The sequence below is a fragment of the Companilactobacillus sp. HBUAS56275 genome, assembly GCF_036913655.1.
In the GTDB taxonomy this organism is placed as follows: domain Bacteria; phylum Bacillota; class Bacilli; order Lactobacillales; family Lactobacillaceae; genus Companilactobacillus; species Companilactobacillus pullicola.
The window spans coordinates 177,827-192,501 of sequence record NZ_JAYKKK010000005.1; the positions used below are offsets into that span (position 1 = coordinate 177,827).

Annotated in this window: 11 protein-coding genes; 7 read left to right on the forward strand and 4 right to left on the reverse strand. The window is 37.2% G+C overall.

What is annotated here, in order from left to right:
- Window positions 1–19 precede the first annotated feature (19 nt).
- On the reverse strand, window positions 20–1,555 hold the full coding sequence (gene gntK, locus U8526_RS10805; RefSeq protein WP_334341971.1) for a gluconokinase: 1,536 nt from the start codon (window positions 1,553–1,555) through the stop codon (window positions 20–22).
- Between the two features lie 450 nt (window positions 1,556–2,005).
- Window positions 2,006–2,533 carry a GNAT family N-acetyltransferase gene (locus U8526_RS10810; RefSeq protein ID WP_334341972.1) on the reverse strand — a complete coding sequence of 176 codons (528 nt, stop codon included), beginning with the start codon at window positions 2,531–2,533 and terminating at the stop codon, window positions 2,006–2,008.
- A 175-nt stretch (window positions 2,534–2,708) separates the two neighbouring features.
- Between U8526_RS10810 and U8526_RS10815 the strand changes: the two genes are divergently transcribed.
- The gene (locus tag U8526_RS10815) at window positions 2,709–3,068 is read left to right on the forward strand and encodes a transporter (RefSeq protein WP_334341973.1); all 360 of its coding nucleotides are present in this window, start codon (window positions 2,709–2,711) and stop codon (window positions 3,066–3,068) included.
- 124 nt (window positions 3,069–3,192) lie between these two features.
- Here the strand turns inward: U8526_RS10815 and U8526_RS10820 are convergent, their stop codons facing one another.
- Window positions 3,193–5,169, reverse strand: a complete 1,977-nt coding sequence (locus U8526_RS10820) for a glucose PTS transporter subunit IIA (RefSeq protein ID WP_334341974.1) — start codon at window positions 5,167–5,169, stop codon at window positions 3,193–3,195.
- A gap of 203 nt (window positions 5,170–5,372) precedes the next feature.
- On the opposite strand from U8526_RS10820, the gene U8526_RS10825 reads away from it, so the two are divergent.
- From U8526_RS10825 to U8526_RS10835, 3 genes are all read left to right on the forward strand, one after another.
- Window positions 5,373–8,075, forward strand: coding sequence for a glycoside hydrolase family 65 protein (locus U8526_RS10825; protein WP_334341975.1), 2,703 nt, complete (start codon window positions 5,373–5,375; stop codon window positions 8,073–8,075).
- Window positions 8,076–8,247: 172 nt separating this feature from the next.
- Window positions 8,248–9,618 carry an MATE family efflux transporter gene (locus U8526_RS10830; protein WP_334341976.1) on the forward strand — a complete coding sequence of 457 codons (1,371 nt, stop codon included), beginning with the start codon at window positions 8,248–8,250 and terminating at the stop codon, window positions 9,616–9,618.
- Window positions 9,619–9,730: 112 nt separating this feature from the next.
- The gene (locus U8526_RS10835; RefSeq protein WP_334341977.1) at window positions 9,731–9,934 is read left to right on the forward strand and encodes a hypothetical protein; all 204 of its coding nucleotides are present in this window, start codon (window positions 9,731–9,733) and stop codon (window positions 9,932–9,934) included.
- 206 nt (window positions 9,935–10,140) lie between these two features.
- Here U8526_RS10835 and U8526_RS10840 read toward each other — a convergent pair whose 3' ends face one another.
- Window positions 10,141–11,187 carry an alpha/beta hydrolase fold domain-containing protein gene (locus U8526_RS10840; RefSeq protein ID WP_334341978.1) on the reverse strand — a complete coding sequence of 349 codons (1,047 nt, stop codon included), beginning with the start codon at window positions 11,185–11,187 and terminating at the stop codon, window positions 10,141–10,143.
- Window positions 11,188–11,338: 151 nt separating this feature from the next.
- On the opposite strand from U8526_RS10840, the gene U8526_RS10845 reads away from it, so the two are divergent.
- From U8526_RS10845 to U8526_RS10855, 3 genes are all read left to right on the forward strand, one after another.
- A complete protein-coding gene (locus tag U8526_RS10845) occupies window positions 11,339–12,313 on the forward strand; it encodes an ROK family protein (RefSeq protein ID WP_334341979.1) in 975 nt (324 codons plus the stop codon).
- Between the two features lie 696 nt (window positions 12,314–13,009).
- The gene (locus U8526_RS10850) at window positions 13,010–13,819 is read left to right on the forward strand and encodes a Cof-type HAD-IIB family hydrolase (protein WP_334341980.1); all 810 of its coding nucleotides are present in this window, start codon (window positions 13,010–13,012) and stop codon (window positions 13,817–13,819) included.
- On the forward strand, window positions 13,819–14,673 hold the full coding sequence (locus tag U8526_RS10855) for an AraC family transcriptional regulator (RefSeq protein WP_334341981.1): 855 nt from the start codon (window positions 13,819–13,821) through the stop codon (window positions 14,671–14,673). The genes U8526_RS10850 and U8526_RS10855 overlap by 1 nt, the downstream gene beginning before the upstream one ends.
- Window positions 14,674–14,675: the final 2 nt, after the last annotated feature.

A 14,675-nucleotide genomic window follows, 5' to 3' on the forward strand; every position in this document is an offset into this window, starting at 1 on the left:
TTATTAGCGCACTTTTAGTTTATTTAGCATGTTTCTTTTGAAATTCCGCAATACTCTTATATTCAGGTTCCAATACTTGTGATACGCGAATCCAAATTGGTAAGAGCTCACGATAAACTTCAAAATTATCTTTATTAGGTTTGTGAACATCAGTCACCCCGACCATCCCTTTAACTGCGGATAAATCGTCAACATAACCTAGAGCGTACATCCCTAAAACGGCAGCTCCTAAACAAGAACTTTCAAAGCTTTCAGGAATCGTAACGTCTTGTTCGAAAATATCAGCTAACATTTGTCTCCACAAGGCTGAACGGGCAAAACCACCAGTGGCTTGAATACTCTTAGGCTTACCGGCTACTTTTTCAATCGTCAACATTACGATATAAAGGTTGTAAACAATTCCTTCCAAAGCAGCTCTAACCATATGTGCACGAGTGTGCTTTCTAGTTAAGCCGAAGAATGATCCACGAGCATAAGCGTTCCAAATAGGAGCACGTTCCCCACCCAAATAAGGATGGAACAATAAGCCATCAGAACCAGCCGGAATCTTTTCAGCAATTTGTGTCAATATATCATAGGTAGAAACTTGCATTTGTTCAGCGGTAATTTTCTCTGGAGCAAACAATTGATCTTTGACCCAGCGGAAAACAATTCCCCCATTATTAACCGGGCCACCAACGACCCATTTATCTTTCGTCAAAGCGTAACAGAACAAGTTACCATCAGGATCGACAACCGGTTTATCAACTACCACACGCACGGCACCACTAGTTCCAATCGTTACAGCTACGACGCCAGGATCAATAGCGTCAACACCTAAATTGGAAAGTACGCCATCACTGGCACCAAAGACAAATGGCACATCCTTTGAAATTCCCAATAATTTACCATATTTAGGATTAAGTCCCGTAATCGTGTCAGTTGGTTCTACTAGTTCAGGCAATTTATCGGCGGTAATTCCTAAAAGATCCAAAACCTGTGGCTCCCAATCTAACTTGAAAATGTTGAACATCCCAGTGGCCGAGGCGATGGAATATTCCATCTTATAGACACCAAATAATCGGAAGAAAATATAAGTTTTTAAATCAATGAATTTCTTAGTTTGTGCGAACAACTCTGGCTTTTCATTTTTGATCCAGAGAATCTTTGATAGTGGTGCCATAGGATGAATTGGTGTTCCTGTTTTAGCGTAGATTTGTGCACCCACACCATTTTCCTTCAATTCCTCACTATACTTAGCGGCACGATTGTCAGCCCAAGTAATAGCCCGAGTCAGTGGTTGATCGTTTTGGTCCATTAGGATCAAACTGTGCATTGCAGATGAGAATGAAATTCCTTTTAGTTCGCCTGGTTTGATTTTCCCCTTGCGAATAACTTGTCCTAAGACCTCCACTACAGCATCAAAAATATCATCAGGATCTTCCTCTGCCATATCGGGAACATCCTGGTGTAATTTGTAGCCACTATTAGCGTATGCAACGACCTTTCCTTCCATGTCATATAAGACACTTTTTGTACTGGTCGTTCCAACATCAACGCCAATCATATATTCCATAAATAAACTCCTCACGTGATTTTTCTAGACTATTAATATTATTGCATATTTCCCGAATAATTTTTAGAAATCTTAACTGTTGAAGTATGATATTTTGAAATCACACTATTTGGATAGTGTTTCTATTGCCGTCCTCCGCAACAAGAAAATTTGGCTGGAACGCCATGGGCCGACTGGAAGCTAATGATTTCACACTTTGTGTGAAATCATGGATCTTCAAGTTCGGCCTTTACCTAAGCGATGAATCGCTAAGGTAAATCTCATGGCTGAGCCAATTTTCTTGTTGCTCCGGACTAATGTCCTGTTCTATTTCTTACATACTTTCAAAATATTAAATAGCAAACACAGCATCTAATAAGAAGCTTGAGTACATTCGTATACCTTCTTCATTTACAACAAAAAAGTGTTTATGTCAGCCTTAACGGTTAACATAAACACTTCTTTTAATATCTATTCCCATTCATCGCGTAAGATTCCGTATTTAACAGAATCATAATACTTGCCTTCGTAAAAACGTACTTTACGGATACGTGCTTCTTGCTTCATACCGATTTTTTCGGCTACATGCATCATTCTTGGATTACCGGACCATGTTGTTAATCCTAGGTGTGGCAAATCATAAAGTTTAAACAAATAAGTAATAAAGAGTTTTAGAGCTTGGCTTCCGATATGTTTATCCCAAGTATCGGTAGCATAAATCGTGATTCCCATGTCATACCATTTGGCTAACTTTCCGTCTTCGAATCCTCCACCAACTGAACCGACGATTTTACCATCTGAAGTAATCAATAGATGATCTTTATTCCCTAGCCAAACTTTGGGTGCTAATTCATTAATGAACTTTTCTTTACTAGGTAAATCATCGTGAAAATATGGTCCATTTAACTTGGTCCATCCCGCATTGGGATCACTAAAGGCTAATTCCCAGAACTCTTCTAAATCCTCTGGTTGTGCTTGTCGTAACTCTACTTTTGACAAATTGTTCATCTCCAAATTTAAAGAACTTTTTCTTATTATATTACAAATTTTTATCAATAAATATTAAATAAAAATCGTTCATTTTTTAATGCTAGTTTTCAAACATTTTTTTATACTTATAGTGTCCAAATACTGACGACACGAAAAGCTGATGTTTAGGAGGATTCTTTCAAAAATGAAGAACCTGAAAATTAATATCTGGACAGGAATTCTAGGTATCATCAACTGTATTTTATTCGCAATATCATGGCCGGTTATTTTTAGTACCGCAGCTAGTGATGCATTTGGGGGCACCAACTTAACTAGCGGAACAGGAGTCTTTTTCTATCTAATGGCTGCTTTTGGTATTATTCTCAATATTATTGCCCTTATTCAAAGTCGAAAAAAAGGGATTTCAATCGTTGGTCCTATTTTAGGAATTATAGGAAATGCTTTGTTTCTTATAAGTGCAGCGATAGCATTTCCAGCAATTGTTGTAATTATTATTGGTACAGTCTTTATATTCTTGCACCATCCAACTAGATCAATTAACTAATAAAAAAGCGTTCATATTAACCAAAATATTGGCTATGTGAACGCTTTTTAACCAAGTTTCAACAAATACTAATTTAACTAAAAAATAGGAACGCTATAAAAGCATTCCTATTTTTACAATTTACTTAACCTTGTGCAGGTTCACGGCTACCTAATCTTACCTTTTCAACAGCATGGCTGGCTTCGAGGTCTTCTTCTTTGAATCCGAAGGCGTATGTACATACAAAGGCAACGATGATTGTTGCGGCTGATGCAATTAAGTATCCTGTGAAACTACTATCGATACCTTTTGGATTGATGAATGAAGCAAAACCGATCAATGATCCGGCGAAGCCCCACATATCAACGTGCATTAATCCGGTAATTAAACCACCAACGGCACTACCGATATTAGCTGTCCAGAAGATACGTCCGTATTTCAAGTTAATACCATACATTGCAGGTTCTGTAACTCCAGCAAAGGCTGAAAGTGTAGCAGCACCGGCAATTTGTTTCATATCAACATTCTTCTTGATCTTGAAGAATACGGCCATTGCAGCTGCACCTTGAGCAACCATTGTTGCAGAAACAATAGCATTCAAAGCACTGTGTCCTGTTGTAGCAATTTGACTAGCAACGACAGGAATAACAGCCCAGTGTAAACCGAAGATAACCAAACATTGATAAAGTCCACCGATGATTAATCCTGAAATGGCAGGACTGAAACTCAATAGAGCAACGATACCACTTGCTAAGTAGGAACTTAGAAGTGTGATAACTGGTCCAACAACTACGATGATAATGGCACTGACAATAAATACTTCTAGTAAAGGACTAAGGATCATACGTAATGACAAAACAATATGTTTCTTGAGCCATGGTTCAATCTTAGAAGCAATCCATGCAGCAGCGATCATTGGGAAAATTGAATATGTATAATTTGCAATATGAACAGGGATACCAAAGAAATTACCATTAATATTCATTGCTGTAGTGCTTGTTTTAGTTGCTACTTGTACCAAAGTTGGATATGCCAAAACACCACCGATAACACCGACGACAATTTGGTTAGCACCTAATCTCTTAGCAGCTGTAAAACCAACTAAAATAGGTAGGAAGTAGAAGACTGAATCTCCCATTGCACTAATGATCATATATGTAGAACTTGTTGCAGAAAGCCATTTAGCTGAAACGATTAAAGCTAGTAATCCTTTCAAAATACCTGATGCAGCTAACAAACCAATGATAGGCATCATGCTGGCTGTGATTACACCAATCAGAGCACTAAAATAGAATTTTGTCTTAGGCCAAACACCCTTTGGAGCTTTCTCTTTTTCAGTTTTAACAGAAGAATCACTGCTGTCTCCACCGAATCCAGGTCCTAAGGCCTTAACAACGGAATCATAAACATCTTCAACAGCTGGTCCAATAACAACTTGATATTGGCCACCAGCTTTAGCAACATCGATAACGCCTTTCATTCCCTTAATAACGGCGTCGTTTGCTTTGTTGTCATCCTTTAAATAGAAACGAACACGTGTAATACAGTGAATAACGTTATCTACGTTAGCGACACCACCAACATTTTTAACGATATCTGCACCAAGTTGATCATAGTCAACTTTGCCAGATGGTTTCTTAGCTGCTGTTTCACCAGGAGCCAACAATACAACTTCGGCAGCTTCGTCACCGGCTTTAACATCGCCTTTTTGAACATCGACATCTTTAACCATTTTGCTGGTATTGGTGATAGCAACGATAACATCTGTTACCTTGCCAGCTTTTTTAACGGCATCGATATCCATAGTGGCTATCTTTTGACCAGCTGTGACTGTATCTCCCTCTTTAATGAAAATTTCGAAGGGAGCACCATTTAGTTCAACTGTATCAACACCCATGTGAACTAAAACTTCTAGTCCATCATCAGTAGTGAAGCCAAGTGCGTGCTTAGTCGAAGCTACTAACATAACTTTCCCAGAAACTGGAGATAAAATATCATTACCAGTAGGAATAACTCCAAAGCCATCACCCATATCTTTTGCAGAAAACATTGGATCATGAACTTCAGTTATTGGAACAGCTTGTCCATTTACCGGAGCAAGCATTTTAACTGTACTCTTCATAAGAATAGCACCTCCTTAAAATTAGTAACCGGTTACATCTTTCAACCATAATGATAATACAACTTGTCCTGTATAAACATCAAGTTAGAACATTTTTTATTATAAAATTCGCACTAAATCAGTATTGACGGGGTGTATAATACACGTTGTAATAATGTGTTTAAACAAATATAAATAGATTTTTATTTATGGAGGAAATAGTCATGAAGCCCTTATACTTAATGTTTACAGACGATGAAATTGTTTATTCCAACAATAAAGATTTAACCGATGCACAAAGTTATGAATTTAATACTGAACAAGATTTGAAAGAAAACTTTCAAGAATTTGCAAAATATGTGCCAGATAAAATCGACGCCTTGGTACTTACAAACACAAATGAAAGTTTACTAAACAAGAATTTGATTACTTATAATGAAGAAATAATTGATTGTCGAAACGATTTGGAAAATGCTTTTCATGTACCGGTAGTTAATATAGAAGATATCCGCAAAAATGGTTTGAACTTGGCCGTCCATAATGCTACTAGTTATTCTGGATGGCATCTCGACTACAATCACTTTGATTATGACAAACGTCAATATGGTCAAGAATCCATGCAAACTATCGGTAACGGATTCTTAGGCCTACGTGGTACTTACTTAGAAGCTAAGGCTAGTGATGACAACTATCCTGCTACTTATGTGGCTGGTGTTTTCAATCAATTGGCTACCCCTATTAATGGTCGTGAAGTTATTAATGAAGATCTAGTCAACTTACCTAATTCTCAATACATTTCCTTTAGAGTAGATGAAGGCGACTATCTCAGAATTAAAGATGATTTAATTAAAGAATCAGTTCGCTCTTTGGATATGAAACACGGAATTTTAACTATTTCTAACATCGTCGAATTGGAAGATGGTAAAACATTAAAAGTAGTTGCTAAAAAATTGGCTGATCTAAAAAATTATCACGATTACTACTTACAATATTCCGTCACGCCACTTAATTTTTACGGAAAAATAACTTTCTTAACTCAAACTGACGCTTCAGTCGTTAACAGTAACGTTGCAAGATATCGCAATTTGGCTAACAAGCACATAACCGTTGACAACATCGAAAATGCCGACAAAGAAATGTTAATGTTGGCTCACACAAATCAATCACAAATTAACTTGGCTATTAAGACTAATATTTCCTATCCTAATATTGAAAATGCTCAATACTATATGGAGAACAAATCCGAAGTAGCTAGCCAATATCTCGAATTCAATGTCAAACCTAACCACACTTATACTCTAGAAAAAGGTGTCAGCATTTATACATCATTAGAGACGCCAACTGACATAATGGACGCCGCCTTAACTCATCAATTCATCCCTACTTTTGCCGGAGCTCAAGAAGCTGCTAAAGATGCTTGGCACGATGTTTGGAAAAAAGAAAATATCGTTGTTTCTGGCGATATCACAGCTCAAAAATTATTACGTCTAAATAGTTTTCATATGACGATTGCTGCTCAAGAACATGCCAATAAGGATTTAGATGCTTCTGTTGGTTCCAGAGGTCTAACTGGTGAAGGCTATCGTGGACATATTTTCTGGGATGAATTATTCGACATGAACTTCTATCTCCTCCACTATCCAGATTTAGTAAAAGATCTAATAATGTATCGTTATAACCGACTGAATGCTGCTAAAGAATACGCTGCTGTCAGCGGTTATGATGGAGCTATGTTCCCTTGGCAAAGCGGAATGTACGGTGATGAACAATCCCAAGAAGTTCACTTGAACCCTATCACTGACACTTGGGACCCTGACAATTCTAGAAAACAACGTCACGTTTCCTTGGCGGTTGCATACAACGTTTTAAGTTACTATAACGTTACCCAAGATGAAGCCTTCATGAGTCAATATGGTCTCGAGATGCTCTTTAACATCGCTGAATTTTGGATTGGCAAATCTCAACTTGATTCAGAATCCGGTAAATACACTATTGCTGACGTTATGGGTCCAGATGAATTCCACGAGAATTATCCCGATGATACTGATAACGAAGGCCTAAAGAACAATGCTTATACCAACATTATGGTCAGCTGGTTCTTCAAGAAACTCTCCAAATTAATTGAAGACGAACCAGCTAAGGTTATCGATGATAATCTCAAGAGAACCAACTTTACCCAACAAAATATCAAAGATCTTAATCATATCAGACACAATCTTAAACTTGATTTCAGCGGTGATATCCTTGGACAATTTGAAGGTTACTTTGACTTAAAGGAACTTGACTTTGAACAGTATCGCCAACAATATGGCAACATTGCCAGAATGGATCGTATTTTGAAAGCTCACGACGATTCACCTGATAATTATCAAGTTGCCAAACAAGCTGACGCCTTGATGCCACTGTTTAATATCCGAGAAAATGCCTTTCTCAAGATCATGTTGGATCTAGGCTACCCTATCGTTAATCCAAATAAATTTATTCACGACAATATTCAATACTACATTGCCAGAACTACTCATGGTTCCACGTTATCGAGAATCGTTTACTCAATGTTGATGCTCAAAATTGGTGAGGATAGCAAAGCTTGGAAATTATTCTATGAGGCTTTAACCAGCGATTACTACGATATCCAAGGTGGTACTACCGCTGAAGGTATTCATCTAGGCGTTATGGGCGCTACATTAACCGTTGTTACTTCTTACTTTGCCGGGGTTGATTATCGGGGCAAGATGCTTGAAGTTAATCCACACATGCCAGAACAATGGGACGAAGTCGATTTCCATATGACTTTCAGAGATGTTAATTACCAATTCCGAGTAACCGAAAATACCTTTATCGTTACGACTGATAAAGATACTGAAATTAAATTTCTCGATAAAAAATTACCACTGACAGCTAACCAAGAGATCCAATTAACTTATTAAATATAACGAATAAGCCATACTAATCGTAATAAATCTCTTACGGTTGGTGTGGCTTGTTTTATTTGCATATGTGACAAGTTACTCAAAAATAACTTAAACTTTCTGAGCTACCCCCTTACCAATAAAAAATAAAATGATAGAATATTCATAATCTTTATGGGGGGTTAGAAATATGATAGATCTGACTAATGGCAGACCTATAAAAGTAATTTTTCTGTACACCATTCCCTTGCTTCTGGGTAACTTTTTCCAGCAATTCTATAGTTTCATTGATACTTTGATTGTTGGTAAAACTATTAGTGTCAACGCTTTAGCTAGTGTTGGTGCAACGGGGGGATTAACAGGACTTGTCGTCGGATTTGCACAAGGGATGACTAGTGGTTTAACTATTTTAACGGCACGAAAACACGGAGCTGATGATGAGGATGGAGTCAAAAAGAGTTTTGCTTCCGGAATCATTATTTCGCTGTTTATCATCGTTGTCTTCACAGCGATTGCTTTGTTAGTAGCTTATCCACTACTTGTCGCCATGCAGACGCCTAAAGTTCTGTTGCATGATTCATTTATCTTCTTGGAGATAATTTTTGCAGGAATCTTTTCTTTTGTAGGTTTTGACTTTTTGGGAAACACCATGCGAGCGCTCGGGGATTCTAGAGTGCCCCTATTCTTTTTAATCGTAAGTACAATTTTGAACGTTCTTCTAGAATTAGTTTTCATTCTTTATTTAAAGATGGGCGTGGCTGGTGCAGGTTTAGCTACCGTCGTCGCTCAAACAATTACCTTCGTGATTCTGTATTTTTACATTAGAAGGCACATTCCATATCTAATCCTATCTCGTTCTGATTTCAGGATTGATATGGATGAAATCAAAGAGTTATTAAAAATTAGTTTGCCAATGGGCTTCCAGTCTTCAATTATCGCTATTGGTTCAATCATTCTCCAATTCATGCTTAATACTTTAGGTGCCAATGCCGTTGCTGCCTACACCGTTGCCGGAAGAGTTGAACAGATTGCTACATTACCAGCCTTTAGTTTTGGTTTAGCTTTGGTAAACTATACCGCTCAAAATATAGGAGCCGAGAAGTTTGACCGAATTCTTAAGGGTGTCAAAGACGGCGTTATCGTTTCTGTTACTGCCAGTTTGATCATTGGTATCTTCTTAATCTTCTTTGGACAATCAATCTCACATCTATTTATGAACGGCAGTGAAACAAAAGTGCTGAACTTGATTCAGATTTACTACTACTTCAACGGTTCTACTTACTTTATTCTCTCAATTCTCTTTATTGTCAGGTATACTCTGCAAGGTCTGGGCAATCAGAAAGCCCCAACCATTGCTGGTATTGCCGAGCTATTAATGAGAGTCTTCGCTGGTGTCGTTTTGATCCGTCTCTTTGGATTCTACGGTGCTGCTATGGCTAACCCATTAGCTTGGATTGGCTCAGTGTTAGTTTTAGTAAGTACTTGGAATGTAGAAATCAAGAAACTGAAGAATTTACAGAGTGTCTTAGTGCATGATAAAACTGATAAAACAGCCTTATAAGAAATTACGAAAAATCCCAACCAATTAATTTGGTCGGGATTTTTTGTAACCGTTAACAAAGCGGTGATATAATAATTATAAATATAATTATTAAACATGGAGGGAACTTATCATGGGTGCTTGGTCTATTGTCATAGGTATTGTTCTAATACTTCTTTCAATTCAAGTATTTTATTCCGTTGGGAAAGCTTATAAGAAGCTAAAAAACGGTGAATTAACCAATCCGTCTCCCTTTATCCTGTATGGACTCTGGACTAGCGGTGTCGTCGGTTTATTTATAGCCGTCATGGGCGTTATGACGTTCACATTCTACTAAACTTTATAATTATATTAAGCATCAAAATAGAAACTTTTAAATTCTAAACTAAAAACAGACCCATTAAGTATTTCAAGACGTGCAAATATGCTTGAATCTCTTAATAGAGTCTGTTTTTTTTTAGTATTTAGATTTTACAATGATTAATAAACAAAGCTGGATTTAGTCCGGAGCAACAAGAAAATTGACTCAGCCATGAGATTCCCTTAACTATTTAAAGCCTCGGCACACTCAATCAAAGCATCTTCCACAGCTGGGATTTTGCCAACATAATTCAAAAAGGCATGAGCTAGACCGCCATAACGGATATATTCTGCTTCGCATCCTGCCATACCAATTTTTTGGACAAAGGCCTCGTCTTGCAATCTGAATGGATCAAACTCACCCGTCATTACCAAAACTTTCTTAAAAATCAACGGATCGGCATACATTGGAGAAAGAATTGGAGCTGACAAATCATAATCCGCGTCATCTAGATAATATTTCGTCATAATAGTATCTAAACGTTTAAACTGTGTATAGTTATTATGTAATGCTCGACGTTGTTCAGGATTAATTGGGATTAAACGATCATTCCAGAGGCTACCCTCGTGATCAGAGCCATGTACCACTGTTGGATAGAATAAAATATGCTTATAAATATCGCTGATTCCCATATCATGGCTCAATTGACTGACACCCAAAATAATCGCAGCTCCAGCCGAATCACCTGATAAAGAAATCCGATCGTGTTTATCTTTAATGTCTACTAAGACAGCTAGACAGTCTTCAATTGCGGATGGATAAGGATTTTCGGGGGCAATTCCATAATCCACACTGTAAATAACCCCATTGAATTTGGCAGCTAATAAGCGTAAAAATGGTAACGTATCTTCAGGAGTTCCTCCATAATAAGCACCACCATGGGCATAAATCAGAGCATTTTTAGTCGACAAATTTCTATCATTGCGATATATCTTTAAATAACGAACTCTACGTTCTAACCTTTCACTAATTCCAACATCCACTCTTACAGTCGAATCAGTAGTATTAGTTATCTCAGCTTTTTGATTGCCAGCACGTAAAGCTGTTAAATCATCAGGTAATTGCGGATCATCACTCAAAGTTTTCAAATGGTCCCAAATCATTGGTTCATAGGAATGAGCGTCTACTCTATCTTTAACAATCATTTTGACATTTTCTAGGTGAGGAATATCGACTGATTCAATCTGGTTCAATCGTCTTAACTCAACGTTATAATCGCTATTCAGCATAATAAAAGCCACCTTTTATTTTTATTTAAATCAATTTGTAGATTTATCCTACAAATAGTATATATCCTGTTTAAACATATTTTAAACTAAATTATAACAATAAATTTTATTAATATTGATTAATCTAATTACAGTCCCAGGAGGATTTAACGTGACATCTAACAGCAAAATCTCAGCTCGTGAACACAATTTACAATCAATTCTACACTTACTGGATACCCATCAAGCCCTCTCTGCCAAACAATTATCAACCCTAACTGGTTTAAGTGTCGTCAGCATCAATAAGTTAATCGAATTACTTGAACAAAAAAATATTCTTACCGTCGATTTTACCGATACCCGAGGTCGACGTGCTAAAACTTATCAAATAAATTATTCAGCTTATACCCTCGGTGCCTTGCAATTAAACGAAATCAACGGCCGTATTGAAGGACACTACTTTTTGGTAGACTTATCAGGAAAAATTATTTTTCAGGCTGATTACGAAGAGCAGACAACTTCAGTCGAACAACTTCTAGAATTCATCAAACAGCAGACAGCCCAAAACAAACCGCAAAAAATAATTGTCGGTATTCCTGGTGACGAATTAAACGGTTATTTACAGCTGAGCGACGTTAAATCACTCCAAGGAATCAATCTTGCCAAAGCCATCGAAGTTTCAACCGACGTCGAAGCTATCATCGTCAATGACATCAATGCCTGTATTTTTGGAGCTGCCTCATCGTTACACGAAAGTCAGAATATTGCTGCAGGAATTTACTTCCCCAAACTATTTGGCCCCGGAGTAGGGATTGTGATCAACGACCAACTCATCACCGGTGCAGATGGTTTGGCCGGCGAAGTTCAATACGGCACGGTTGATCAAAATGAATCACACAAAGACCAAATCATCGATCACTTACGTAATATTATTAGCTTGATCAACCCTAATTTATTGATTGCTTATATTGATGAACTAGATTTGAGTGATTTAGAAGTTAATCAAATCATTCAAACACTACATCGTCATTTACCATTGCATCAAAATTATAAACTAGACTTCAATCGCAATTTTCGAAATGATTATCTACTTGGTTTGGCAACAATCGGCCGAAATAATATCTTTAAAAAGTTAAGCAGTAATTGATTTCTTTTACTTAATTGTCATTAATATCAACTAAGATAGTGAAAGTATGCCGTCGGTAGTAAAAAATCTGTGGGCCACTGGAACGTGGTGGACACGGCTTGATAATAGTTTTTCACTCTGTGAAAAATCATGGATCTCCAAGTCCGTTCTTCTACTAACCTTGCTCCGCAAGCTGAGTAGAATCTCGCCACTTAGGGCCCACAGATTTTCCCCTACTGACTGTATTTCTGATTCTATAAATATTAATCAAAATTGCCACACTTAAAATCTTTCTAGTTCTTTGTAGTTGAATAATCCTTAAATAAAGCAGCACCTATTACGCGTTCAAAGTATATTGTCGCCCTAGAAATATACTTAGATTTCTTAATAGATGCTGTTTTACTATCTAATATTTTAAAAATATATAAACAACTGAACAGTACATTAGTCTGGAGCAAAAATTGGGAATGCGTTCAGCTATGAGATCATTGTTATCGGCTTTGCCGATTACAATGAGGCTGATTTCGGAGATCCATTATTTTGCACGAAGTGTAAAATAATTAGCTCCGAATCGCGCCCATAGCGTTCCAACAGCATTCCCAATTTTTGTAGAGGACGGGAATTTAAGCATATTTAATCAGTAATCAATTGAAACCGCTTAACTTTTTTGGTACAATATCCCTATCTTAATTAACCAAGTTTAAAAAGGGGTAAAACATGAGTATAAAACTAATTGCTTTAGATATTGATGATACATTATTAACTTCTCAACAAAAAATTGCTGAGTCTACAAAATTGGCTTTAACAGAAGCCCTAAATAAGGGTATCAAAGTCGTCCTCTGTTCTGGTAGACCATTAGCTGGTGTCGATCACTATTTAGACGAACTTGGTATTGACGGCGATGACCAATATGTTATTACCTACAATGGTGCCCTCGTTGAAACAGCTTCTGGCAAAGTTCTCTCACGTAAAACAATCGGTAATCCTGACTATAGACGAATTGTTAAATTTGTTGAAGCACACAAAATGCAATATTACGTCCTTGATGATGACAGTAATGTCTATACTTCAAATCATAATATCAATCGTTTTGCTGTCATTCAGGCTTGGGAAAATGGTGCTGGGATCTTTGTCCGTGAACCAGACGAATTAGCTGATGATTTTGAGATTGCTAAAGCTGCTGTTGTTGGCGAAAAAGATGTGTTGGATCAATACGAACAAGCTATCAAGGATGAATTTTCTGATGAATATTATGTGGTTCGTGCTGGAGCTAACTTCATTGAGATCATGCATCCCGATGTCAATAAAGGTAAAGGTTTGACTACTCTAGCTGAAATTTTGAATTTGGAACCAGATGAAGTAATGGCTTTTGGTGATGAAAAAAATGACCTACCAATGTTTGATTTCGTTGGCTCTGCGGTTGCTATGGGAAATGGGTCTGATCTTGCAAAAGAACACGCTAATTACGTTACTGACACAAATGACAATGACGGTATCGCTAAAGCTCTAAAGAAGTATGTCCTTTAATGCAAATTACGCATGAAATTGTTCAACCGACGCCAAAAGTACCTTTTAAATATTACTTCCACAATGAAAATTCACCTAGACGTGTTGCCCCACATTGGCATCGAAACGTTGAACTTGGCTTTATGGTCTCCAAAAATACCATTCTAGTAAAAGATGACAATCAAGAATCCGAATATCATCAAGGCGACATCTGGGTCATCAACTCTCGAGACATCCACGAAACTGAATTTATCAATAAAAAATCTGTTTTCGTCTTCTGCTTGTTGATTGACTACGACTTTCTCAAAAAGATTTATCCTGATATCGACCAAATTCAATTTGACCTCAAGGGTAAGCCAAACTGTCTGAAACAACTGCTGGCATACCAAGACCTCGAAAAACAATTGCGGATGATGATTCAATTGTTGCAAGAACCAAAGGATGACACATTCAATCTCGATTTAACTGGTCGTATCTATATTCTGATGGCTAATCTCATCAATAACTTTTCTCACAAAGTTACTTCTAATATTTCCGTCAATGAAAGTTTGATCGATAAAGCACTAAGCTTGATCAACAACAATTACGCCGAAGATTTAAATGGCACTGTGTTGGCACAAGAGTTGAATACTTCCGTAACAACTTTGAATCAACAATTTCACCAAACGGTCCAGATGCCGATCAATAAATATATCACGACAATCCGACTTTTGGCCGCACAGAAGAAACTGCTCAATACCAATCAAAATATTGACTATATCGCCATTGAAAGTGGTTTTAACAGCACCAAATCATTTATCAGAAACTTCAAGAATTGGAAACACATTACCCCTTATCAATATCGTAAAAAATTTGCTGAATTGGAAAGGATTTAATT

Bases quoted from the DNA above. Each gene is read 5' to 3' on its own strand.
- gntK (WP_334341971.1), bottom strand. From the start codon at position 1,555: ATGGAATATATGATTGGCGTTGATGTTGGAACGACCAGTACAAAAAGT.
- U8526_RS10815 (WP_334341973.1), top strand. From the start codon at position 2,709: ATGAAGAACCTGAAAATTAATATCTGGACAGGAATTCTAGGTATCATC.
- U8526_RS10820 (WP_334341974.1), bottom strand. From the start codon at position 5,169: ATGAAGAGTACAGTTAAAATGCTTGCTCCGGTAAATGGACAAGCTGTT.
- U8526_RS10825 (WP_334341975.1), top strand. From the start codon at position 5,373: ATGAAGCCCTTATACTTAATGTTTACAGACGATGAAATTGTTTATTCC.
- U8526_RS10830 (WP_334341976.1), top strand. From the start codon at position 8,248: ATGATAGATCTGACTAATGGCAGACCTATAAAAGTAATTTTTCTGTAC.
- U8526_RS10835 (WP_334341977.1), top strand. From the start codon at position 9,731: ATGGGTGCTTGGTCTATTGTCATAGGTATTGTTCTAATACTTCTTTCA.
- U8526_RS10840 (WP_334341978.1), bottom strand. From the start codon at position 11,187: ATGCTGAATAGCGATTATAACGTTGAGTTAAGACGATTGAACCAGATT.
- U8526_RS10850 (WP_334341980.1), top strand. From the start codon at position 13,010: ATGAGTATAAAACTAATTGCTTTAGATATTGATGATACATTATTAACT.
- U8526_RS10855 (WP_334341981.1), top strand. From the start codon at position 13,819: ATGCAAATTACGCATGAAATTGTTCAACCGACGCCAAAAGTACCTTTT.